20 protein-coding genes and 1 pseudogene are annotated in these 21,494 nt (G+C 68.3%); 13 read left to right on the forward strand and 8 right to left on the reverse strand.

The window, feature by feature from the left end; all coding sequences use genetic code 11:
* Positions 1 to 10 precede the first annotated feature (10 nt).
* On the reverse strand, positions 11 to 514 hold the full coding sequence (locus tag CYFUS_RS41285; RefSeq protein ID WP_095992534.1) for a gamma-glutamylcyclotransferase: 504 nt from the start codon (positions 512 to 514) through the stop codon (positions 11 to 13).
* A 210-nt stretch (positions 515 to 724) separates the two neighbouring features.
* Between CYFUS_RS41285 and CYFUS_RS41290 the strand changes: the two are divergent.
* From CYFUS_RS41290 to CYFUS_RS41305, 4 genes and pseudogenes are all read left to right on the forward strand, one after another.
* Positions 725 to 979 (forward strand): annotated as a pseudogene (locus CYFUS_RS41290) (peptidase M19); the annotation flags it as partial.
* A gap of 209 nt (positions 980 to 1,188) precedes the next feature.
* Positions 1,189 to 2,997, forward strand: a complete 1,809-nt coding sequence (locus tag CYFUS_RS41295) for a serine hydrolase (RefSeq protein ID WP_095990201.1) — start codon at positions 1,189 to 1,191, stop codon at positions 2,995 to 2,997.
* Positions 2,998 to 3,224: 227 nt separating this feature from the next.
* Positions 3,225 to 4,772: a DUF4215 domain-containing protein gene (locus CYFUS_RS41300; protein WP_095992535.1), complete on the forward strand. Its 1,548-nt coding sequence runs from the start codon at positions 3,225 to 3,227 to the stop codon at positions 4,770 to 4,772.
* A 71-nt stretch (positions 4,773 to 4,843) separates the two neighbouring features.
* Positions 4,844 to 5,296 carry a hypothetical protein gene (locus CYFUS_RS41305; protein ID WP_095990202.1) on the forward strand — a complete coding sequence of 151 codons (453 nt, stop codon included), beginning with the start codon at positions 4,844 to 4,846 and terminating at the stop codon, positions 5,294 to 5,296.
* A gap of 54 nt (positions 5,297 to 5,350) precedes the next feature.
* Here CYFUS_RS41305 and CYFUS_RS41310 read toward each other — a convergent pair whose 3' ends face one another.
* On the reverse strand, positions 5,351 to 5,776 hold the full coding sequence (locus CYFUS_RS41310) for a hypothetical protein (RefSeq protein ID WP_095990203.1): 426 nt from the start codon (positions 5,774 to 5,776) through the stop codon (positions 5,351 to 5,353).
* A gap of 111 nt (positions 5,777 to 5,887) precedes the next feature.
* Between CYFUS_RS41310 and CYFUS_RS41315 the strand changes: the two genes are divergently transcribed.
* On the forward strand, positions 5,888 to 8,035 hold the full coding sequence (locus tag CYFUS_RS41315) for a M13 family metallopeptidase (RefSeq protein ID WP_095990204.1): 2,148 nt from the start codon (positions 5,888 to 5,890) through the stop codon (positions 8,033 to 8,035).
* Between the two features lie 102 nt (positions 8,036 to 8,137).
* On the opposite strand, the gene CYFUS_RS41320 is transcribed toward CYFUS_RS41315, so the two are convergent.
* Complete coding sequence (locus CYFUS_RS41320; RefSeq protein ID WP_095990205.1) at positions 8,138 to 8,782, reverse strand: glutathione S-transferase N-terminal domain-containing protein; 645 nt, start codon at positions 8,780 to 8,782, stop codon at positions 8,138 to 8,140.
* 129 nt (positions 8,783 to 8,911) lie between these two features.
* Between CYFUS_RS41320 and CYFUS_RS41325 the strand changes: the two genes are divergently transcribed.
* Together CYFUS_RS41325 and CYFUS_RS41330 are read left to right on the forward strand one after the other, a co-directional pair.
* On the forward strand, positions 8,912 to 9,466 hold the full coding sequence (locus CYFUS_RS41325) for a MarR family winged helix-turn-helix transcriptional regulator (RefSeq protein ID WP_095990206.1): 555 nt from the start codon (positions 8,912 to 8,914) through the stop codon (positions 9,464 to 9,466).
* The gene (locus CYFUS_RS41330; protein ID WP_095990207.1) at positions 9,453 to 11,327 is read left to right on the forward strand and encodes a chloride channel protein; all 1,875 of its coding nucleotides are present in this window, start codon (positions 9,453 to 9,455) and stop codon (positions 11,325 to 11,327) included. Before CYFUS_RS41325 ends, CYFUS_RS41330 begins: the two co-directional genes overlap by 14 nt.
* Positions 11,328 to 11,345: 18 nt before the next feature.
* On the opposite strand, the gene CYFUS_RS41335 is transcribed toward CYFUS_RS41330, so the two are convergent.
* Entirely contained in the window at positions 11,346 to 11,996 is a 651-nt protein-coding gene (locus tag CYFUS_RS41335; RefSeq protein WP_095992536.1) for a TetR/AcrR family transcriptional regulator, read from the reverse strand.
* A 90-nt stretch (positions 11,997 to 12,086) separates the two neighbouring features.
* Between CYFUS_RS41335 and CYFUS_RS41340 the strand changes: the two genes are divergently transcribed.
* The gene (locus CYFUS_RS41340; protein WP_095990208.1) at positions 12,087 to 12,950 is read left to right on the forward strand and encodes a ketopantoate reductase family protein; all 864 of its coding nucleotides are present in this window, start codon (positions 12,087 to 12,089) and stop codon (positions 12,948 to 12,950) included.
* A 38-nt stretch (positions 12,951 to 12,988) separates the two neighbouring features.
* On the opposite strand, the gene CYFUS_RS41345 is transcribed toward CYFUS_RS41340, so the two are convergent.
* The 3 genes from CYFUS_RS41345 to CYFUS_RS41355 all read right to left on the reverse strand — a co-directional run bounded on the left by CYFUS_RS41345 (position 12,989) and on the right by CYFUS_RS41355 (position 15,079).
* Positions 12,989 to 13,408, reverse strand: a complete 420-nt coding sequence (locus tag CYFUS_RS41345; protein WP_095990209.1) for a GFA family protein — start codon at positions 13,406 to 13,408, stop codon at positions 12,989 to 12,991.
* Between the two features lie 126 nt (positions 13,409 to 13,534).
* Positions 13,535 to 14,305, reverse strand: coding sequence for a trypsin-like serine peptidase (locus tag CYFUS_RS41350; protein ID WP_095990210.1), 771 nt, complete (start codon positions 14,303 to 14,305; stop codon positions 13,535 to 13,537).
* Positions 14,306 to 14,308: 3 nt separating this feature from the next.
* Entirely contained in the window at positions 14,309 to 15,079 is a 771-nt protein-coding gene (locus CYFUS_RS41355) for a zinc-dependent metalloprotease (RefSeq protein ID WP_095990211.1), read from the reverse strand.
* A gap of 393 nt (positions 15,080 to 15,472) precedes the next feature.
* Between CYFUS_RS41355 and CYFUS_RS41360 the strand changes: the two genes are divergently transcribed.
* From CYFUS_RS41360 to CYFUS_RS41370, 3 genes are all read left to right on the forward strand, one after another.
* Positions 15,473 to 16,660 (forward strand): DUF6068 family protein, encoded by a 1,188-nt coding sequence (locus tag CYFUS_RS41360; protein WP_095990212.1) that lies wholly within the window; start codon positions 15,473 to 15,475, stop codon positions 16,658 to 16,660.
* Positions 16,661 to 16,849: 189 nt separating this feature from the next.
* Positions 16,850 to 17,860 (forward strand): methyltransferase, encoded by a 1,011-nt coding sequence (locus CYFUS_RS41365; protein WP_095990213.1) that lies wholly within the window; start codon positions 16,850 to 16,852, stop codon positions 17,858 to 17,860.
* A 143-nt stretch (positions 17,861 to 18,003) separates the two neighbouring features.
* On the forward strand, positions 18,004 to 18,687 hold the full coding sequence (locus CYFUS_RS41370; protein WP_095992537.1) for a LysM peptidoglycan-binding domain-containing protein: 684 nt from the start codon (positions 18,004 to 18,006) through the stop codon (positions 18,685 to 18,687).
* Here CYFUS_RS41370 and CYFUS_RS41375 read toward each other — a convergent pair.
* Complete coding sequence (locus CYFUS_RS41375) at positions 18,671 to 19,198, reverse strand: hypothetical protein (RefSeq protein WP_095990214.1); 528 nt, start codon at positions 19,196 to 19,198, stop codon at positions 18,671 to 18,673. The genes CYFUS_RS41370 and CYFUS_RS41375 overlap by 17 nt on opposite strands.
* A 90-nt stretch (positions 19,199 to 19,288) precedes the next feature.
* On the opposite strand from CYFUS_RS41375, the gene CYFUS_RS41380 reads away from it, so the two are divergent.
* A complete protein-coding gene (locus CYFUS_RS41380) occupies positions 19,289 to 20,044 on the forward strand; it encodes a class I SAM-dependent methyltransferase (protein ID WP_095990215.1) in 756 nt (251 codons plus the stop codon).
* A gap of 71 nt (positions 20,045 to 20,115) precedes the next feature.
* The gene (locus CYFUS_RS41385) at positions 20,116 to 21,483 is read left to right on the forward strand and encodes a glycosyltransferase (protein WP_095990216.1); all 1,368 of its coding nucleotides are present in this window, start codon (positions 20,116 to 20,118) and stop codon (positions 21,481 to 21,483) included.
* The last annotated feature ends 11 nt before the right edge of the window (positions 21,484 to 21,494 follow it).

Raw genomic sequence — 21,494 nt, forward strand, 5'->3', positions numbered from 1 at the left:
CGGCCGGCGGCTACAGCAAGCGCATCAGCTCCATCACGTGCGCGTCCTGCTCGCCGGCCTCGGCCAGCGCCTCCGCCAGACGCTGCACGTAGTCGCGGTTCGAACCGCTGGGGCCGTGAGCGGAGCGCACCACCGCCGCGATCTCCTCCAGCGGGGAGGGCCCCAGGTAGTGGGGATTGGAAGGGCCGGCCACGTACACCAGGGCGTCCAGCAGCGTGGTCTCGCGCGTCTCCAGGATCACCCGGTGCCGCTCGTACCCATTCTGCTCGCGGTAGTCCAGGTGGGCCAGCACCTCCTCCACCCGCTCGGTGGCGATCCGGTACGCCATCCCCCAGCAGCGCGCGCCGGGCTCGGGCACCAGCGTCACCACCCGTCCGGGCGCCGTCGGCACGCCCCGGTGGTCCGTCGAGGACTGCCAGAAGCGCCGCACCCAGCCCGTCAGCCACGCGTCACGCCGCTCCTCGTACGCGAAGGAGGGGCGGAAGATGAGAGAGCCATAGCCGAAGATCCACATGGAGACGTTCCCGCGCGCCATCCTACGCGGAGACCCTGCGGCGGTCACCCACTCCGCGCCCCCCGGACGGAGGGCGACACGGACCACGAGAACCGGCTGTCATTCATGCCCAGTCATCGTCCAGTCATTTCCCTATCACCCGCCAATCATTTCCCAGTCATTCTCGGATGGCTTCATCTCACGGGGATGCATTGACATCTGGATTGAGACATGTTCGCCGAGGAGGCCTTCGGAGGCGGGTGGTTCCATGGAGGGCACACGGGCGCCCTGACACGCTGTGATGGCGGGTGGCCCGAGAGCGACCATCTCAACCTGTGCCCCGACTCGGGCAGCGTGGACCTGCGCGGGGTGCCGGTGTTGTCTCAGCTCTTCGGAGTGGCGGGCGCGGTGGGACACCATCGCCCACCAGCAGGCCTGTCCCGCGAGGATGGAGCGGATCGAGGCACTCGCCGTGCCACCGGACTGTGCCACCTCCCGTGCCACCCCCGTGCCTCATGACCCCGAGGCACGGCCCCCTCGGGCCCGCCTCTCCTCTGTACGCCGAGGAGCGGGGGGCCCGCGCTCGCCCAGATGCCCCGTCCAAACGGGGCTCCGGGCCTCGGCACGCACGCTGCAATGGGCTCCAGCGCAATCTCAAACACCACCGGGCGCATCGGCCCGGCAGGAGCCCCACCATGTTCCACCTGCGTTCCCGCTTGTTGTCCGCGCTGACCCTGGCCAGCGTGACCTTCTCCACCGCGTGTGGCCCGCTCGAGCCCACCGCCGACACGGATTCCCCCGCCGAGGCCGGCCTGGCCCAGCGCGAGGACGCCGCGCTCGGCGAGAACCTCAACACCACGCCCACCGCAGCCTGGTGGTACTACGGCCAGACCCCCGAACAGCTCTCGGCGCTGGTCAGTGCCAATGACGCTCGCATCATCAGCCTCCAGGTGGAGCAGGCCTCTCCGCCGCGCTTCACCGCGGCCCTGGTGAAGAACACCGGCACCCACGCCAAGGGCTGGTGGTGGTACTACGGGCTGACGGCCAGCCAGCTCTCCTCGTATCTCAGCACCAACAACGCGCGCATCGTCAGCCTGTCTCCCTACGAGCTCAACGGGACGACGTACTTCGCGGCGGTGATGATCAGCAACACCGGCGCCGACGCCAAGGGCTGGTGGTGGTACTACGCCGCGACCCCGGCGCAGATTGGCACCGTGCTCCAGCAGAACAACGCGCGGTTGGTGGACATCGAGAGCTACGCCACCAGCGCCGGCACGCGCTACGCGGCGGTGATGATCAGCAACACCGGCGCCGACGCCAAGGGCTGGTGGTGGTACTACGGCGTCACTGGCAGTCAGGTCTCCAGCTACCTGTCGCAGAACAACGGATTCCTGACCCACATCCAGCCCGCGGATGCCAGCGGCTCCACGTTCAACGTCATCATGGAGCAGAACCCGGGCATCGGCTGGTGGTGGTACCACGGTGTCTCTTCCTCACGGCTCGCGGATGCCCTGTCGCAGAACGGCGCGCGGCTGCTGGACGTGAAGACGTACACGTCGGGTGGCGCGCGCAAGTTCGCGGCCATCATGGTCAACAACTCGAACGCGGCCACCACGCGCATCGGTGAGCTGATGCGCGACGGGACGGATGGCGACACCGGCCACTACGTCAAGCAGGTGGGCGGCTCCGTCCAGGCGTCCCTCCAGGGCAACCTCGTCTTCGAGCCCGCCAGCACCATCAAGGCGCTCATCGGCCTGCACGCCATGCGCGAGGTCGACGCCGGCCGTGCCAGCCTGAACCAGCTCGTCAACATCTACGCGCCGTCGTCCGGGAGCTGCCCCACCAGCACCATCACCGGCACGGAGACGCTGGGCAACGCCATCTACAACATGCTCGAGTTCTCCGACAACCAGCGCACCCGGGCGGTCATCGACGCGTTTGGTTTCGCGCCCATCAACCAGACGGCCGATGCCGCGGGCATGACCTCCACCCAGCTCAACCACTACCCGGGCTGCGGGGGCCCGGTGGCCAACGCGCTCACCCTGGCGGACGCCGGCCGCATGTACGAGGGCATCGCCAACGGCACGTTGCTGTCCGCCTCCAGCCGCACCGCCCTGTACCAGCGCATGCCCGAGCAGGCGGGGGACTTCACCAGCATCCGGAGCGCGTTGAGGACGCTGGTGGATCAGGAGGGCGCGAGCCTCGGGCTGAGCACCACCGCCCTCACCCAGTACAAGAACCGTCTCGTCTCCCACTACAAGGCGGGCAACTACACGCTGTGCGGCAGCGGCTCGTGCCTGGAATACATCTCGGTGGCTGGCGTGGCGGAGGTCCCCCGCTGCTCGCTCGGTGTGACGTCTACACAGAACTACGTGTGGGGAATCTTCATCTCCGGAGCCAGCAACAAGACCGCGGCGAGCAATACCTTCCATGCCGCCAAGGTCGAGCCCCTGCGCGAATCCATCCGCGCGGCCCTCTCCAACTGGAGCACCTGCTACCCGTAGTCTCTCACCGAGACAATCTCGAACCCGGCGGAGGCGGATGCACCACGCCTCCGCCGTCTTCGTTGCGGGGAACGGTACATGACGTGTGTTCAAACGCCCATGGAGTCACGCTCCAGTCAGACATGTATGGCAGACTCGATCTCCAACCGCCCCCAAGCATGTCGGGCCATGGAGTCCGGCGCTGCCCAGGGGGCACCACCCTCCCAATGGAGCGATTGCACTTCCCCATGATGAATACATCCAGAACACCGCGGCTCTCGGTCCTCTTGTTGGCGACGCTCTTCTCGTCACTCGTGGCTTGCGGAATCCGTGAACCGGACGCGGGTGACGGCCCGCCCTCGAACCCTCTCGCCGCCTCCACTCCCCTCGTTGGCGGCGCCTCGGACACGGACGCCGGCCCGACCCCGGATGACCCCGATGCCTCCACGCCCCTCGATGGCGGCGCCACCTCGTGTGGTGACGGCCTGAAACAAACCGAGGAGGCCTGTGACGACGGCAACACGCTCGCTGGCGACGGCTGTTCCGCCACCTGCGCCCTGGAGCCGGGTTGGAGCTGCCCGTCCGCTGGCAGGCCCTGCCTCGCCGCGCGGTGTGGTGATCAGCTCATCGCCGGTGACGAGGAGTGCGAGGACGGCAATACCCTCTCGGGAGACGGCTGCAGCAACGAGTGCCGCCTCGAGTCCGGGTACAAGTGTGACACCATCGGCGAGCCGTGCGTCCGCACCGTTTGCGGCGATCAGGTGACCGAGGGAACGGAGCAGTGCGACGATGGCAACAACAACCTGGGTGACGGGTGCTCCCCCCTGTGCATGCGCGAGCCCCGGTGCACCAACGGAACGTGCCAGGCGGTGTGTGGAGATGGCGTGATGCTCCCTGGCACCACCGAGGAGTGCGATGACGGCAACACCCGCGCCAACGACGGCTGCTCTCCGGAGTGCAAGCGCGAGGAGGGCTTCGTCTGCCAGTCCATCGAGCAGGCCCCTCCCGACAGAGTGGAGCTCCCCATCGTCTACCGCGACTTCCGCGGCTACGATCTGCCGGCCAGCGGCAACCTGCCGCGCGGCCACGTCGACTTCGAGAACGCCAACGGCGCGGAGAGGGGCATCGTGGCCAGCCTCCTGGGCTACGACGGCAAGCCCGTGTACGCGAAGACCAACGTCTCCTCCGCCACCACCCACGGCAAGGTCGCGTTCGATCAATGGTACCGGGACGTGTACAACATCAACATGACGCGGGTCCAGACGCTCTCCCTGATGCGCCAGCCGAACGGTTCATACCGGTTCGAGGACACGAGCTTCTTCCCGCTCGACAACGCGGGCTGGGTCGCCCAGAACCTGGAGCGCCTGCGCAATGGCAGCGACGGAGTCGCCCACAACTTCAGCTTCACGAGCGAGACGCGCTACTGGTTCGAGTACAAGGGAATCGAGGTGCTCGAGTTCTTCGGCGACGATGATGTGTGGGTATTCATCAACGGCCGGCTGGCACTCGACCTGGGCGGCGTGCATGGCCCGGAATCAGGCAGCATCAATCTCTCGCAGAAGGCCGCCGAGCTGGGCCTGCAGCGGGGGGGCATCTACGAGGTCGCGGTGTTCCAGGCCGAGCGCCACACCACGGGCTCCTCGTACCGGCTCACGCTCAACAACTTCGCCACGCGCCGCACCCAATGCATGCGCCTGTGTGGCAACGGCGTCATCGACGTGGGAGAGCAGTGTGATGATGGCAACAACACCTCCAACGACGGCTGCAGTGCCACCTGTCTGCTGGAAATAAGATGAGCGGACGCGCTCCGTAGTCCATCAACCCCTGGCCTGGGACCCGCTCCCAGGCCATTCTCGAGCGCACGCACATGTCCATGGATCCCCACCGCGAATATTGCCGACGTCAGCACCGGCTCCTGGCCCACCACCTGAGCATCGAGGCGTGGTGCGCGGGAGACGACTGCATCCTCCTGGAGCGCAACCACCTGGAGGAGTTCCTGAAGCTCGAGCGCTTCAAGAGCACCCGCGTGCAGTGGCTCCTGGAGGACATCAAGCCCTGGTTCAAACACACGGAGCCCGTCTACGCCGGCCCCGAGGGCGACCTGTCCTCGCTCGAGGCGCTCTACCTGTCGCGCGTGCCCATCGCCCGGAAGTTCCTCATCCGGCCGGATCCCCTCAACGCCGACGAGCTGATCATCTGGTTGAGGAACAACGGCCTGCGCATCAGCCTGCTGCATTCGATCAGCGCGGTCATTCCGCCCTCGGAGGAGCAGATCGTCACCCGGCTGGCGCTGCTCGCCTCGGGGCTGTCCGAGCCGTAACGCGCCGTCCGGGAAGGCCATCTTCCCCCGGACGGCGCGAGTCCCGCCGCGCGACTACTCGACCCAGTGCACCTTGCCCAGACCGGCGGGGATCAGGTCACACACATAGAAGATGTCGTCATACGGATAGTTGTCATAGACGCCCCGGGCGGCGATGCAGCGCGCCGACGCGGGACGCGGCGCGTTGAACTCGGCGGCGAGCTGCTGGCAGTACGCGTCGTCGCCCGGGCCCCCGCACTCCTCGGTGCAGCTATCGGCGCGGATCCACTGCGGGTTGTAGAGGGGGTAGGAGTCCGCCTCGGTCCAGCACAGTCCGGTCGAACACTGCGCGTCGGAGGAGCAGCCGGAGCCCACGGCATTCAGGCCCTGCTTCTGCTCCGAGAGCACCTGGGGCGGCTCGGCCACCGTGCCGCCACAGGCCACGGGGCCGAACAGGGCGAGCGAGAAGAGGGAGACAGAGGCCGCGAGGATGTTGCGCATGGAGGAGAGCCTTTCCAGGTGAGGGGAAGGCTCGAGGCAATCATTTCTGGCGCACCGAGCCAAGTCACGTTGTCGCGACTCCAAACAATCTCGTCTGCTAGAGAGCCATGAATGACCCTCCAGAACCGACGTATCCCGGGCGCCGCACGCGTGGTGCTCACGACCAGCGCGGCCGCGTGGCTCGCCGCGTGTGCCACGTCCGCGCCGCTGGACAAGACGCCCGCGCAGGCGAAGCCCACCGCGACGGCGGCCGCCCCGGCCCGCTCGCCGAAACCCACCTACGGCAGCTTCGGCGTGGACACCGCCGGGATGGACACCTCCGTCGCGCCCGGTGACAACTTCTACCGCTTCGTCAATGGCACGTGGAACGACAAGGTCGAGATCCCCGCCGACAGGCCGAGCTACGGCATGTTCACCACGCTCGCGGAAGAGGCGAGCCGGCGCACGCGCGCGCTGCTCGAGGAGTCCGCGAGCGCCAACGCGCCCGAGGGCAGCGAGCTCCGCAAGCTGGGTGACCTGTTCGCGAGCTTCATGGACGAGGCGGCCATCGAGGCGAAGGGCGTCACCCCGCTCGCGCCCGAGCTGGACCGCATCGCCGCCATCACCAACCGGAAGGAGCTCGCCGCCGCCCTCGGCGACACCCTGCGCGCCGACGTGGATGCGCTCAACACGGGCCGCGTCACCACGGACCGGCTCCTCGGCCTCTGGGTGTCCGAGGACCTGAACGAGCCCTCGCGCTATGCCGCCTATCTGCTGCAAGGGGGCCTGGGGCTGCCGGATCGCGACTACTACCTCGTCGACAACGAGCGCTTCACGGACGTCCGTCAGAAGTACCAGCAGCACGTCGCCGCCATGTTGCGCTTGGCGGGCATCACCGACCCGGAGGCCCGGGCCAAACGCATCCTCGAGCTCGAGCGCGACATCGCGCGGGTGCATTGGAGCCAGGTGGACACGCGGGACGTGCTCAAGGCCAACAATCCCTGGCCCCGGGAGGAGCTGGCGCGGCGCGCGCCCGGCCTCGACTGGGACACCTACCTGGGCGCCGCGGGCCTCGGGCAGCAGCGCGAGTTCATCGTCTGGCAGCCGAGCGCGCTGACGGGAATCGCGAAGCTCGTCGGTGGCGCGCCCTTGCAGACCTGGAAGGACTACCTGACCTTCCACGCCATCGAGCGTGCCGCGCCCTTGCTGCCCAAGGCCTTCGTCGAGGAGCACTTCGCCTTCAACGACCGGGTGCTCTCCGGCGCGCAACAGTTGCGCGAGCGCTGGAAGCGGGGCGTCGACGTGACCGGCGAGGCGATGGGCGAGGCCATCGGCAAGCTCTACGTCGAGAAGTACTTCCCGCCGGAGGCCAAGGCGGAGGCCGACAAGATGGTGCGCAACATCATCGCGGCGTTCGATCGGCGCATCGACGCCCTGGCGTGGATGTCCCCGGAGACGAAGAAGCGCGCGAAGGAGAAGCTCGCCACCCTTCAGGTGGGCATCGGCCACCCGGCCCGGTGGCGTGACTACTCGGAGCTGGAGATCGTGCGGGGAGACGCCTACGGCAACACCGAGCGCGCGTCGCGCTTCGAGTACCAGCGCGACCTGCGCAAGCTCGGCAAGCCCGTGGACAGGTCGGAGTGGTTCATGGTTCCGCAGCTCGTGAACGCACTGAACTCCCCGCAGCAGAACTCCATCATCTTCCCCGCGGCCATCCTCCAACCGCCCTTCTTCGACGCGCACGCGGACCCGGCGGTGAACTACGGTGGCATCGGCTCCGTCATCGGGCACGAAATCGTTCACAGCTTCGACGACGTGGGCGCGCAGTTCGACGCGCGCGGCAAGCTGGAGAACTGGTGGACCCAGGAGGACGCGGCGAAGTTCAAGGCGGCGGGCCAGGCGCTCGTCGCGCAGTACAGCGCCTACCGGCCGCTGCCCGACGTCTCGGTCAACGGCAAGCTGACCCTCGGCGAGAACATCGCCGATGTCGCCGGGCTGGCGATCTCCCATGATGCCTACCGGCTGTCGCTGGGTGGGCAGCCGGCGCCGGTGCTCGATGGCTTCTCCGGCGAGCAGCGCTTCTTCCTCGGCTTCGGTCAGGTCTGGCGCAACAAGTATCGCGAGCCGACGCTCCGCCGCCTGCTGCTGACGGATGGGCACTCGCCGGGCGAGTACCGCGCCGCGACCGTGCGCAACCAGGACGCCTGGTACGAGGCCTTTGACGCCACGCCTGGACAGGCGCTCTACCTCGCCCCCGAGCAGCGCGTGCGCATCTGGTGAGGAGGGGAGGACGAAGCGAGGCACCGAGGAGCGGGAAGTCCTCGGTGCCAACGAGCGGGGCCGCGCCTCCATGAACGTGGAGCCGCTCCACACGGCCGGCCTTCACGTGTCGAAGCGATAGGCGGTCTCCCCGCTGGATGCCCGCGTCGCGAACCGCTGACAGAACGTGTTCAGCTCGGAGTAGGAGGTGGTCGGCAAGACGCCCCGGAACTCCAGATGGGTCACGAGACAGAAGAGCGTGACCTCCAGGAAGCTCAGGTCCCGATGCGGCGGGAGCGCGGCGAGCACGGGGCTCGCGTTCTCCTCCAGCCACGACATCATGTTGACCAGCCCCTTTCGCATCTTCGCGTGGTGGGCACTGCTGTCGCTGGTGCCGGCCAGCCCGGCCATGATCAGCGACACCTCCGTCGCCATGGCCTGAAGCACGAGCTCCTGCGCATTGGCGAGCAACGGCTCGTCGAGCTCTTCTGGCCAGACCACGCGGGGTCTGGGACTCGACCGCCGCCACAGCTCGCGACAGACATTGAGCGCGCCGAACCAGACGCCTCGGGACGTCCGCAAGCTCGGTATGCGGAGCGCCGGGTTGCCGCCGTAGTCCTCCGGATCGGAGGACATGAGGTCGCGCACCACCCGGAAGGAGTAGTCGATGCGCATCTCCGCGGCGAAGATCCGCGTGACGCGCGTGAAGTGTGAGCTCGAGCGGCCGATGAGGACTGGCCTGGCCGGTTCTTCGAACGCAGTGGGCATACGTGCTCCTTCCCTTCAGGGAACGACACGAAGACTGTCACCACGTCCCGTGAATGGCGAGTGACTCGAGGAGCACGGGAGCGCCTTGCCCTTGCGCACGTGCTCGCCGGGATGTATCTGGAGAATTATATGGGCTCCCATACAATTCGCCCCACCCGGGCCAGGCCCGCCTCGGAGAATCCAGAGGAGGTGCGCACGTCGCTGGACGCGATCCGGCGCATCGTGCGGATGCTGCGCATGTCCGCCCGGGCCTCCGAGGAGCGGCTGGGCCTGAGTGGCGCGCGGCTCTTCGTGCTCCAACAGCTCGCCGAGGCGGGCGCCTGCTCCATCAACCAGCTGGCCGAGCGGACGTTCACGCACCAGAGCTCGGTCTCGGTGGCGGTCAGCGGCCTCATCGAGGCGGGGCTGGTGTCGCGCCGGCCCTCGCCGGTGGATGGGCGGCGTGTGGAGGTGTCACTGACGGCCGAGGGCCAGCAACTGCTGCGCACCGCGCCGCCCATGGCCCAGGCACGGCTCATCGCGGGAGTGCTCCGGCTGGAGCCGGACCAGCGCGCCGCGCTCGCGCGGGGACTCGACGCGCTCGTGCGCGAGCTGGGGCTGGAGGAGCAGTCCGCACCGCTCTTCTTCGAGGACGAGGCGCCCACCAGGCGCCGCCAGGGGAAACGACGCCATGAAAAGACCTGAGATTCTCTCTCCCGAGGAGGGGCTGAACGGCCGGGACGCGCTGCCGGTGGCGCCCTCGATGGGGCCCACGTTGCAGACCGAGCCACGCGCGCCCCTCAGCACGGGCCCCGTGGACGGCCGCGTGGTGTGGCTCTGTGGCCTGAGCGTCCTGCTGGCGATCGCCGCGGGGCTGGTGGCCCGGCTGCTCGGCGCGCTCATCGCGCTCATCACCCAACTGGCCTTCTTCGGCCGGGTGTCGCTGGCGGAGGTGTCGCCAGCGGAGCACACGCGCGGCGCGTGGGTGCTCGTGATTCCCGTGCTCGGGGCGCTCGTGGTGGGGGTGATGGCACGCTATGGCTCCAAGGCCATCCGCGGGCACGGCATCCCCGAGGCCATGGAGCAGGTGCTGCTCAACCGCAGCCGCATTCCTCCGCGGATGACGTTCCTCAAGCCGCTGTCGGCGGCGGTGGCCATCGGCACGGGAGGACCCTTCGGCGCCGAGGGGCCCATCATCGCCACGGGCGGCGCGCTGGGCTCGCTGCTGGGCCAGGTGCTCCGGGTGACGGCGGACGAGCGCAAGGTGCTGCTGGCGGCGGGAGCGGGAGCGGGCATGGCGGCCACCTTCGGGGCGCCGGTGTCCGCGGTGCTGCTGGCCGTGGAGCTGCTGCTGTTCGAGCTCAAGCCGCGCTCGCTCATCCCGGTGGCGCTGGCCACCAGCACGGCCACGGCGGTGCGGATGCTCTTCGTGGGGGGCGTGCCGGCCTTCACGGTGCCGGACGTGGCGGCCCCCGGAGGCGGAGCGCTGGCCTTCTACATCGCCCTGGGAGCACTGGTGGGCGTGGCCTCGGTGGGGGCCACCCGGGCCGTCTATGCCATCGAGGACGCCTTCGAGCGGCTGCCGCTGCACTGGATGTGGTGGCCAGCGCTCGGGGCGCTCGCGGTGGGGGCGGTGGGCTGGTTCGAGCCGCGCACGCTGGGCGTGGGCTACACCAACATCGAGGCCATCCTCTCGGGGCGGCTGGTGGGCACGGCGGCGCTCGTCTTCTGCCTGTTGAAGTTCACCTCCTGGTCCATCGCGCTGGGCAGCGGAACCTCGGGCGGGACGCTGGCCCCGCTGTTCACCATCGGGGGAGGGCTCGGCTCGGCGCTGGGAGCGCTGGCGGTGGCGTGGGTGCCCGGATTGGGGGTGGACGTGCGCATCGCGGCGCTGGTGGGCATGGCGGCCATCTTCGCCGGGGCGTCGCGCGCGCTGTTGGCCTCGGTGGTGTTCGCCTTCGAGACGACGCGCCAGCCCCTGGGTCTCTTGCCCCTGCTGGGCGGCTGCGCGGCGGCCTACCTCGTCTCGGCGCTGCTCATGCGCCACTCCATCATGACGGAGAAGCTGGCGCGGCGCGGGGCGCGAGTGCCCACGGAATACGCGGCGGACGTGCTCGCCAACACGCTGGTGCGTGAGCAGGGACTGCGGCCCGTGGTGACCTTGCGGGCGGAGGACACGGTGGCGGCGGTACGCGTCTGGCTCACGGGAGGGGCGGCGGGCACACGGCACCAGGGCTTCCCGGTGGTGGACGCGGCTGGACGGCTGCTGGGGGTCATCACCCGGCGCGAGCTGATGGAAGAGGCCGTGGAGTCCCGGCTCGTGAGCGGGCTCATTGGCAGGCCCCCGGCGGTGGTCTTCGAGGACAGCACCCTGCGCGAGGCGGCGGACCACATGGTGAGGGAGGGCGTGGGGAGGCTGCCGGTGGTCAAGCGCGACGCGCCGTGGACGCTGGTGGGAATCCTCACGCGCAGCGATCTCCTGGCCGCGCACCATCGTCGGCTGCAAGAGGCCCACGAGCCCGAACGGGGATGGGGTGCGCCACGCCCATCCACCTCGTCGTCCTGACCGCCCGGCCGGGCGCGCTCAGCCTCGCTTGCCACCAGCCGGGGGCGCCTTGCCTTTCCTGGCGGCGCCCTTCCGGACCTTGCCCTTCGTACCGGCCGGCTCGACGCTCGCCGCGATGGTCCGCAGTGCGTCCGCCAGGTCCTTGCTCGATGGCGCACGCGCTGGATCCACCAGCCACTGCAACAGCAACCCACTGAGGAGGGCCTGGTAGAACGAACCGACCGCCCACGCCTTCCTGTCGGCGGTGGCATCCAGGCCCTGGAACATCCGGGCCATCTGGACGCGCCCCGCCTCCAGACCGGTGGCGAGCTGCTCGCGGACCTCCGGCACGTGCCCGGCGCTCGCGAAGACCTCGAGGTTCGCGGACACCATCTGCCGGTGCGTGGCGAACGACTCGAACACGTGCTTCCAGATGGCCTCGAACCGCTCCAGGGGCGTGGCCTCGGCCTGGACATCGGCGGCCAGCGCGCGCTGCATCTCCCCGCCCCACTCCTCGCACGCGTGGAGGAGCGCCGCATTCAGCAGCGCCTCGGTGGATTTGAAGTGATAGCCGATCGCCGCCAGGCTCGTTCCCGCCGCGGCGGCGATGTCGCGCGCTGTCGTCCGCGCGTACCCCTTCTCGTACAGGCAGCGCCTGGCTCCCGCGAGCAGATCCTCACGATTTCCCATGGGTGGGAGCATACCCGATATCGGCACAAGCGTCTTGGACACTTGTCCTAGACTTCCGTCCAAGACATTCGTACAAATGTCTCACCCATCATGAAAATCGCCATCGTCGGTCCCGGTGCCATCGGAAGCACTTTCGCTTTTCACCTCGCTCGCGCGGGTCACGACGTGACGGTCGTCGCGCGCGGCGCACGCCTCGCGTGGCTCGAGAAGGAGCGCGCCATCGTCACCACGGAGGAGCAGCGCGCACCGGTCGAGGTGAGTGCCGCGCTCGACACCACCACCCCGTGGGATCTGGTGCTGGTCACCGTCCTCGAGTCACAGGTCGACGCGGTGTTGCCAGCGCTGCAACACAGCGCCGCGAAGCAGGTGATGTTCATGTTCAACACCTTCGCGCCGCTCGACCGGTTGCGAGACGCGGTGGGGGCCCACCGCTTCGTCTTTGGCTTTCCAGCCATCCTCGCCGAACTCAAGGAGGGCAAGCTCGACTCCCACGTCATCCCCCGCTCGTTCTCCGCGCTGCAGATCACCATCGTGACGGACCCCGCCTGGGCCGAGCACTTCTCGAAGGCCGGAATCCCCACCGACACGCAGCCCGACATGCACAGTTGGTTGCGGACCCACGCGGCCCTGGTGGTGCCCGTGATGCTCACCGCGAACCATGCGCACGAGCGCGGGTCTGGGCTCTCGTGGAAGGAGTCGCGCGAACTCGCGCTCGGCCTGGCCGAAGGGTTCGCGCTCGTTCGCTCGCTCGGTCATCCGGTGACACCTTCGAACCTGGCCATCCTCGGCAAGCTACCGGCTCCGGTCACCACGCTCGGGCTGTGGATGCTCAGCCGCCACCCCCTGATGGCCTCACTTGGGGCACATGGACCCGGGGAGGCGCGCACGCTGATCGACGCCATGGTTGCCGCCGCGCCGGCGCGGAGCACGAGGCTCCAGTCGCTGCGGCCGTGACATGGCCCGGCGGGCCCAGCTGCGAACGCGCTTCCAACTCAGTCCGGCATGGTGTCGAAGGCCGGGAGGTCCGGCGGCAGCGCGACCCAGGCCGGTCGGTCGCGGGTGAAGATCGCGATCTCCGGATGGAAGGAGGACGGATCGTCCAGGGAACCCGCATAGATGGTGTGGGAATCGTCCTTGCCGACCTCTCCCCCGAACACGAGCCCACCGCAGACAGGACAGAAGTTGCGCACGGAGTCCGTGCCTTTGTATGACTTCGACCAGAACTGCCGTGTCTCGCCGCTGAAGCGAACCGCGGTGCTCGCGAACCCCATGAAGGCGATGAACCCCGAACCGGAGGCCTTCCGGCAGTCGGCGCAATAGCAGAAGCCAGTGAACAACGGCTTCCCCTCGGCTTCGTACCGCAGCGCGCCGCAGAGACAACCGCCCGTGTACCGAGCCCCATTTTCACTCATTCCCGGGGCTTATCCGGTCTCCCACTCACGTGCAATTCAAGCAGGTGGCCCGGCTTCCGAGCGGTGGCACCGTCCAACCGCGCGGACTTGCTTCTGTGTCTGGTGAGGAGTCCTCACCGGCCCCGGTCAACGATCGGCGATGTCGGCGCTCTGCAGGTACGGGGAGGCTTCGACAATCGAGACCATGGTCCAGCCCCTGTTCGCACCGTGGCCTTTTTCATCGCAATCGCCGTCGGTGTGGATGCCCACCAGGTAGCCTTGACGGTTGAGCACGCCAGCGCCGGAACTGCCGACCAGGGTGTCCAGGTCCGTGTAGTAGACAAGCCGATTGCATGAGCCCAGGAATCTGCCTTCGGCGATGACCTTGGGCCGGCCCCGGGGATGCTGGATGATCGCCAACCGCTCGCTGATCCGGGTCGTCAGCAAGACCGGCGTGACGGCGGGAAGCGCGTCGGGCTTGATGAGCGCATAGTCGGGCTCGAGCGATTGCTCGATGACCGAGCCCTCGACCACCAGCGGATCGCCGTCGGGGTCGTTCTCGAAGTTGAAGACCAGCAGCGACCGGTCTCCGAGCCCGACACAGTGACCCGCGGTCAACACCACCGGTCCCGCGCTCGCTTCAATCAGCGTTCCGGTGCAGCGCCCGTCGATCAGGACGACCGCGTCTTCCCTGTCCTGGATGACGTCGGCGAACTCGCCCTGGTAGCTGTTGATGGGAGTGAAATCGAGCGTCGGACCGCACTGCCAGAGGCTGCTCACCTCTGGCTTCTCCGGCTCCTCGCAGACCGGAGGATCCGCGGGCACCGCTGTTCCACAGGCCGCGAGGCCCAGGATGACGGTGCCCGCGAGGAGCGGGCCCCACGGAGTCATGAACGAACCAGGGGGCTGTCGCGACATCTCTCAGTAGAGGTAGTTCAGCGCCGTCTTGTCGGAGCTGGTCCACTCGCCGGTCTCGGTCGACCGGAAGCAGGAGTTCATGATCGAACCGCCCACCGTGGCCGTGCTCGGCGTCCCGGGGATGAGGATGGCACCCACGCCGGCGGTGCCCTCGTTGGTGGCGGAGCCGCCGCAGCTGATGGAGCGGTTGTAGTAGTCCGAGTGGCGGAAGCCGATCGCGTGGCCGAGCTCGTGCGTGATGACGTGCTCGTTCACGTCAGCGCTGTAGCTCTGCAGCCCGGTGCCGATGTTGATGGTCCCGTAGGGCTTGCCGCCCGAGGGGAAGCCCGCGGAGCCGCCGGCGCCGGACATGGTCGTCGCGGTGATGTTCGCGGTGCAGCCGGTGGTCGGTCCCCGCGCGAAGGTGATGCGCAGCCCCAGGCCGTTGTAATTGGCGATGGCCGCATCGAGCCCGGCGCTCAGCCGGCTGTAGCTGGTGAACGAGGAGGTGGGGTTGACGCAGATCTTCGTCACGCTGGTGCCGACGAGGTTGGTCGTCTGGTACTGCTCCGCGCTCTCCTTGCCCGGCTGGAGCATCTCGCGGGACGCCTCGAGGGTCACGTGAGCGTCGAGTCCCACGAACACGGAACCCTCGTGAACCATGATGTCGTCGGCGGGAAACCCGGCCTCGACCAGGTTGGAGATGATCTCCTGGTTCTCGCTCTCCAGGTCGGCACCGCAACCAGACAGCACCGCGCCACAGCTCGCCACGAGGATTGCCGCTCTCTTGAACATTTTCGTGATCCCGTTGTCCTGAGTTGGACGCGGTCGCCTGGGGGGGGTCCAGCCGCGACCGCGCGCCCCTTGCCATGAGCAACCCCCGGGCCAACACCTGGGCACACCGGAAAACAAGGACTTGGCGAGCAATACCCGCTTAACCATGGAGCACGGGTGCTCCTGCTGTCCCAGGACTTCATGTAAAGAGCCCTGACGTTTTCTGCTGAAACATCTATCAGCATGAAGGGTTACGCACACGACACCGAATTGTCCGAATCTCGGACGGTGTGCTTTTCATTCGGACAGTGGGCCCCTACCACCCCGCGCACGCGTCAGGGCTCGAGGTTGAGCCGGATGCACTCCTCGTCCCTGGAATGGGCGTGAACACGCTCCCGGTGTATCAAGCCCCACATGCACATGCGCCACTCCAACCTCTCCCTCGCCGCACTGCTGGGCGCGGCCCTGTCCTTCCTCCCGGGCTGCGAAACCACGAAGTCGAGCAGCCCTTCCCCTTCCAACCCCCAGACCCAGGAGCCCACCGCCATGCAGGCCGCTGAAGCCTGGAAGCGCGCCCGCGTGGGCGACCGTGTCACCTACTCCTTCTCCGCGACCCACGGCGCCGAGCCCCGCGGCGGCGGTGGTACCGCGCGCACCCTCGGCGGTCAGCTGACGCTGGAGGTGGTGGCCGTGCAACAACCCTGGGTCTGGGTGCGACTGGCCTTCATCGACGAGGCCGGCAAGCCCCTGTCCCACCCGCGGCTGGCGCAGGAGCTCTTGATCCCCGTGCGCGCGGACACGACGCGCCCGCTCGACGTGCCCCACGCGGGCGAGGCCACCGCCGAGACGCCCTCCAGCGCGGGCCGCACCTGGGAGGCGATGCGCTACGTCAGCGACCAGCGCCCCGTGGACGGCCCCCTGCGCACGCGCGTGTACGCCAACACTCCGGGCCCGCTCTACCTCACCCACGGCCTGCTCGACGCGAACACCACGCTCTCCGGCTTCGGCGCCTCGGGCGGCTTCCAGCTCACCCTGCGCGAGTTCCGTGAGGGCTCGGCCGGTGCCAACGCCCCCGTGCCCGCGCTGGAGCGGCCCCTGGGCCCGGGCGCGTACTACGAGCGGAGCGTGGACGTGGGCCCCTCGCCCAGCGTGCAGCGCGTGTGCTTCGCCGCCGAGCGTGGCTACCTCCTGCGCACCGAGGGCCCCATCGATCCCCAGGCCGCCCCCTGCTCGGACTTCTCCCAGGCCGAGCCGGAGCCGCTCGAGGAGCTGCTGCTGAACCTGCCCTGGGAGGCGCTGGCCTCGGGGAACTGGCCTCCCGCCGCCGCCGCGTCCGGTACCCGTGGCACCTTCACCGCGGATGGCCGCAACGTGCCCGCCGTCACCGAGCAGCGCACCGAGAACGTCGAGGGCACCACGCGCGTCTCCTCGGAGACCTACGCGGCCGAGCCGTGGGCTCCGGCGCTCGCGGGCCTGCCCTATGAGGCGCGCTTCCAGCCGCTCGCCAGCGGCACCGAGCGCGTGGCCGCCGGTGGCAAGCGCGAGTCCGAGGGTGGCACGCGCCTCGTGCGGTGGGGCACGTGGCTCGGGGGCCAGAAGTAACGCCAGCCCTCTCCACGTCGTCAGCCTCGAGGCGGCGCCCGACTCCGAGTCGGCATGACTCCGGTGGAGCATCGGAGTCGAGGCGCCCCTCGACGCTCACCTGGAGCACCGAGCAGAAGCGCATGACATTCACGACGGGTATGCGCTCCTGTTGACCTCTCCTCGTGAGTCCTCCCAAGAATGCGAGGCATGAATCCACCCACGGTGAATCCCTCGCAGCGAATTGTCGACCTGAGCTTTGGCTTCATCTACTCCGCCGCGCTGTGTGCCGCGGCGGAACTGGGCGTGGCCGACCTGCTGGAGCAAGGCCCTCGGAGCGCGGCATCACTCGCGAAGGAGCTGGGGGCCGATGCCCAATCGCTGTACCGGCTCCTCCGCCTGCTGGCGAGCGTGGAGGTGTTTTCCGAGGACGACTCCGGGCGCTTCTCGCTCACGCCCGCCGCCCATCACCTCCGCACGAACGCCCCGGGCTCCCTGCGCAGCGCCGTGCTGATGCTCACGCAGCGCATCTTCTGGTCGCCCGCCGGGGAGCTCTCGGAGACGGTGCGCACGGGGAAGGACCCCTTCGACCGCATCTTCGGCGCGCCCTTCTTCGACTACCTCGAGCGTGACGCCAAGGAAGGGGCCCGCTTCCACCGCGGCATGTCCTGCCTCTCCGACCTGGAGAATGGCCCCATCGCCAGGAGCTACGACTTCACGGCGATGCGACGCGTGGTGGACGTGGGGGGAGGACATGGTGGCTTCATCATCGAAGTGCTCAAGGCCGCTCCCCAGGTGCGCGGCGTGCTCTACGACCATCGCCACGTCCTCGCCGAGGCCCGGATCGCCCAGGCGGGCCTGGCGGGCCGCTGCGAGCTCGCGGAGGGAGACTTCTTCGAGTCGGTGCCCGCGGGCGCGGACGCGTATCTCCTCAAGCGCATCCTCCACGACTGGAGCGACGAGGTCTGCGTACGCATCCTCCACAATTGCCGGAAGGCCATGCCGGAACACGGGCGCATCCTGGTCGTGGACACCGTCATTCCCCCAGGGAACACGCCGCATGACGGCAAGCTTTTGGACGTCTTGATGATGATGTCCCTGCCGGGGCGCGAGCGCACGGAGGAGGAGTTCAGGCAGCTCTTCGCTCAGGCGGGGCTGCGGCTCACGCGCGTCATCCACACGCCGGCCGCGCTCAGCATCGCCGAGGCCGTGGCGGCCTGAGAAAACCCCTCGGGGTTGGACGACGCTCGCACGAATCATCCACCGCACGGGGGCGCTCATGGGCCCAGGCGGATTTTAAGAGCCTGAGAAATTCGGACGAAACTCCAGGAGGGCCACGGCGACAATTGCCCCAGGAGACCTACATGTCCACCTATCGCATCCGCCAAGGCGACACCCTCTCGGCTCTCGCCGCCCGGTACAAGACCAGCGTCTCGGAGCTGGCGCGCGTCAACAAGATCGCCAACCCGGACCTCATCTACGCGGGCAAGACCCTGCGCATCCCTGGTTACGACGGGAAGGACAGCTTCGAGTCCGCCAAGGCCGGCGGGGCCCACGGCGGCAGCGGCACGAGGGGTTCTGGCGGCGCGGGTCGCAGCGGCGGCTCGAGGGGCGGCGGGCAGGTCGAACAGAGCCGTGGTGCCGGGAGTCCGGGCCAGGCGACCGCCGCGATGCGCAAGCTCGCGGACGCGGGCCGTGCGGCCGCGATGAGCATCGGCGGGTACAACAGCCAGGGCCTGTGCGCCACCGGCGTGAGCAGGGCCATCCAGAACGCCTTCGGCTTCAAGGTCTGGGGCAACGGCAACCAGATCGACAACAACCTGCCGCGCGACAAGTTCAAGCAGGTCAACATGTCGCTCGCGGATGCGCTGAAGATTCCGGGTCTCGTGCTGACCTGGGAGAAGACCTCGTCACGCGCGGGCAGCATCTACGGCCACACCGCGATAACCACCGGCGACGGTCGCTCGTCCGTGAGCGACTTCATCGAGCGCAACACGCTTGGCGCCGGTGGCCGCACCGGACTGAAGATCTTCATGCCGACGATGTAGCTCCCGTCGCCCGGCCGAGTACCGTCCCCGGAGCAGGCCCCCGTGCCACCAGGACCCACGATGGCATGCTCGGGTGATGGGAGAGCCGCTGGCCCGACATCTGACGGTTGGATATAAACCCCCCTGATGTGGAAGAGGGGGAACTCGTGCGGAGACTCGTCGTCCTGGCGTGCCTGCTCGCGCCGCCGCGATCGGGACGCACCCCCGACGGCCAACGCACGCTCTGCAGATTGACCTCGATGGACTTCAGACGCGCGGGCTCGAGGTCGATCGGCGCCAACGGACCTTCGCTCGACACGAGGTACTCGGCCAGGGCCTTGCCACCGAGGCGGCCGGCCGCATCCCATCGCCGCGCGATCTCCGCGCAGTCGTTGCCGGCTCGGCGGTCCTTCATCCAATAGATGGCGTTGACCGCGAACGGCAGGCGCGAGCGTTCGTATCTCAGGCGGTAGATCAGGCGCAGCTCTCCGCACGCATCCGGTGCGAAGGGGCGGCGATCGAGCCGGTTCACGGAGGAGCTTCCTCTATACTGTGCGCTGACGTGAGCCGGCCGAGACGGGCCAGCGCCTGGGGACAGGCCCCGGAGGAGAAGGAACCCGCCATGCGAATCACGATGTCTCCGCAGGAGTACGCCACGGCGTTCCGCTTGCTCGCGGCCTCCGCCCGACACCCCGAGAACATCCAGCAGGTCGTCGAGGAACGACTCCTCCCCCGGCTGCCGAAGCAGCCCACGCTGCTGGATGTCGGCGCGGGGTCGGGCAAGGTGGCCGAACGGCTCGCGCCGCACTTCAGCTCGCTCACCTTGCTCGAGCCCAATCCGAACCAGATCGCCGGGTTCAAGCTCGAGAAGGCGAAAATCCTTCTCGAACCCCTGGAGCACTACCACTCGCCCGAACGATATGAACTCGTCGTGTGCTCGCACGTCCTCTACCACGTGCCGCTCTCCGAATGGGGAGCGTTCATCGACAGACTGCTCTCGTTCGTGCGCCCCGGAGGCGCTTGCGTGATCGTCATGGCCGCGGCCCGGGGCCCAACCTACGAGCTGTGTCGCGACTTCTCGGAGACGATGCTGTTTGGCGAGCAATTGCTCACCACCATGCAACACAAGCGGCTGCCGCACGAGGTGCTCCCGACGATGAGCGGGTTCGTGGCGAGGACCTTCGAGGAGATGTACACGCTCTGTCGCTTCTTCGTGCTCGAGGGCTGCTTCACGGCGGAGCAGCTCGCCGCCCTGAGCGAGGACGAGGTGCGCGCGCTCGATGCGAGGATTCGCGTGCACGCCGAGCGCTGCCGGGGCGACGACGGGCTCTATCGCCTGGAGCAGGATGAGGATCTGATCCTCCTGTCCAGCTCGTAGCCCTCCGCTGGGGCTCCGGATGGTGGTCAGGAGATGCACCGCCACGGGAAAACAAGGTATGAGTTCAAAGTATGAAGCTCATCCTGACCAATCACCACCTGGACGACCGCGGAGGCTCGGAACTGTACTGCTCGGAGCTCGCCCCCGCGCTGCGACGGGTGGGGCATGAGGTGGCCGTCTTCACCCTGCGGCCGGGACACATCTCCGACGAACTGGCCCGCCGCGGGGTGCCGATCTTCACCACGGGGGACGATGCGCGCATCGAGGCGTTCGATCCCGACCTCCTCCATGTCCATCACGCCCCGTGCCTCTATTACCTGGGAGCACTCCGGCTGCGCGCGAAGGTGCTGTTCTCCTCTCTGGGAGTCATTCCAGCGCTCGAAGCCGCCCCCCTCGTCTGGGAGGGAGTGGCCCAGGGGTTGGCGGTGTCGGAGGAGGTGCTGGACGCGCTGCGCTCGTCGCGATTCGGCTCGGAGGTGCCGCTCACGATCTTCCGGAATTGGTTCGACGACACCGGGCTGGTACCCGAGGTACCCGGCAGGCCTGGCGAGGCCCGGCGCATCGCCGTGGTGAGCAACCACCTGGATCAGACGCTGGCGAGGGATCTCGAGGCCATCCGAGCCGCTCACCCGGGGCTGGAGTGGACGCACTTCGGCTACCCGAACAATTCCGTGGAAATGAGCCCGGAGCTGCTGCGGGGCTTCGATCGGGTCATCACCATCGGACGGACGGCGCTGCTGGCGGCGGCCCTCCAGAAGCCCTGCCTGCTGTACGACGTGCACGGCTGCGATGGCCTGATGACACCGGAGCGTCTGGATGCCCTGGCCTCCCGGAACTTCTCCGGCCGGCTTACCCGGTCGCGTCCTTCACGGCGGGAGCTGGAGCACCTGCTGCTGGACGAGGCACGGCAGGTCGATGTCGCCGCGCTCGCGGAACGGATCTGGCGCGAGTATGCCCTCAGCCGGCGGGTCGAGGAGTTGCTGGCGCTCTACACCCGGCTCCTGGAGGGCAAGACCTCCCTCGGGGAGCAGACCCGGAGCGCCTATGGCCGGGAGGGTCAGGTCTACACGGAGGCCTGGGTGGGGCGGCTGCACGCCGAAGCACGGGAGAAGGCGCTTCAGCGCGAGTCCGAGGCAAAGGCCAGCGAGGTGACGACCCTGAGGGAATGCCTCCAGGCCGAGCGCACCCTCTCCGCCCGGCTGCGGACAGAAGTGGAACAACTCGCGAGCGCGCTTTCCGTGAAGGAGGCGGAGTGCGCGCACCTGGGCTCCGAGCTGGCGATGATCCGTTCCAGTCTGGCCTGGAAGGTGGTGAGCCAGGTCCGAGGCATCAAGGATCAGTTCATCGCCCAGCCCAACTCGCGGGTGCGGCTCATCTACGATCACATGCGGCATCGGCTCAAGCAGAGGCGCGGGCTGGGTTACGCATCGAGGGAATGACACTCCTCTAT

Origin of the sequence: Cystobacter fuscus (assembly GCF_002305875.1) — a bacterium.
Lineage (GTDB): Bacteria > Myxococcota > Myxococcia > Myxococcales > Myxococcaceae > Cystobacter > Cystobacter fuscus_A.

Bases quoted from the DNA above. Each gene is read 5' to 3' on its own strand.
- CYFUS_RS41285 (WP_095992534.1), bottom strand. From the start codon at position 514: ATGTGGATCTTCGGCTATGGCTCTCTCATCTTCCGCCCCTCCTTCGCG.
- CYFUS_RS41295 (WP_095990201.1), top strand. From the start codon at position 1,189: ATGTTCCACCTGCGTTCCCGCTTGTTGTCCGCGCTGACCCTGGCCAGC.
- CYFUS_RS41300 (WP_095992535.1), top strand. From the start codon at position 3,225: ATGATGAATACATCCAGAACACCGCGGCTCTCGGTCCTCTTGTTGGCG.
- CYFUS_RS41305 (WP_095990202.1), top strand. From the start codon at position 4,844: ATGTCCATGGATCCCCACCGCGAATATTGCCGACGTCAGCACCGGCTC.
- CYFUS_RS41310 (WP_095990203.1), bottom strand. From the start codon at position 5,776: ATGCGCAACATCCTCGCGGCCTCTGTCTCCCTCTTCTCGCTCGCCCTG.
- CYFUS_RS41315 (WP_095990204.1), top strand. From the start codon at position 5,888: ATGACCCTCCAGAACCGACGTATCCCGGGCGCCGCACGCGTGGTGCTC.
- CYFUS_RS41320 (WP_095990205.1), bottom strand. From the start codon at position 8,782: ATGCCCACTGCGTTCGAAGAACCGGCCAGGCCAGTCCTCATCGGCCGC.
- CYFUS_RS41325 (WP_095990206.1), top strand. From the start codon at position 8,912: ATGGGCTCCCATACAATTCGCCCCACCCGGGCCAGGCCCGCCTCGGAG.
- CYFUS_RS41330 (WP_095990207.1), top strand. From the start codon at position 9,453: ATGAAAAGACCTGAGATTCTCTCTCCCGAGGAGGGGCTGAACGGCCGG.
- CYFUS_RS41335 (WP_095992536.1), bottom strand. From the start codon at position 11,996: ATGGGAAATCGTGAGGATCTGCTCGCGGGAGCCAGGCGCTGCCTGTAC.
- CYFUS_RS41340 (WP_095990208.1), top strand. From the start codon at position 12,087: ATGAAAATCGCCATCGTCGGTCCCGGTGCCATCGGAAGCACTTTCGCT.
- CYFUS_RS41345 (WP_095990209.1), bottom strand. From the start codon at position 13,408: ATGAGTGAAAATGGGGCTCGGTACACGGGCGGTTGTCTCTGCGGCGCG.
- CYFUS_RS41350 (WP_095990210.1), bottom strand. From the start codon at position 14,305: ATGTCGCGACAGCCCCCTGGTTCGTTCATGACTCCGTGGGGCCCGCTC.
- CYFUS_RS41355 (WP_095990211.1), bottom strand. From the start codon at position 15,079: ATGTTCAAGAGAGCGGCAATCCTCGTGGCGAGCTGTGGCGCGGTGCTG.
- CYFUS_RS41360 (WP_095990212.1), top strand. From the start codon at position 15,473: ATGCACATGCGCCACTCCAACCTCTCCCTCGCCGCACTGCTGGGCGCG.
- CYFUS_RS41365 (WP_095990213.1), top strand. From the start codon at position 16,850: ATGAATCCACCCACGGTGAATCCCTCGCAGCGAATTGTCGACCTGAGC.
- CYFUS_RS41370 (WP_095992537.1), top strand. From the start codon at position 18,004: ATGTCCACCTATCGCATCCGCCAAGGCGACACCCTCTCGGCTCTCGCC.
- CYFUS_RS41380 (WP_095990215.1), top strand. From the start codon at position 19,289: ATGCGAATCACGATGTCTCCGCAGGAGTACGCCACGGCGTTCCGCTTG.
- CYFUS_RS41385 (WP_095990216.1), top strand. From the start codon at position 20,116: ATGAAGCTCATCCTGACCAATCACCACCTGGACGACCGCGGAGGCTCG.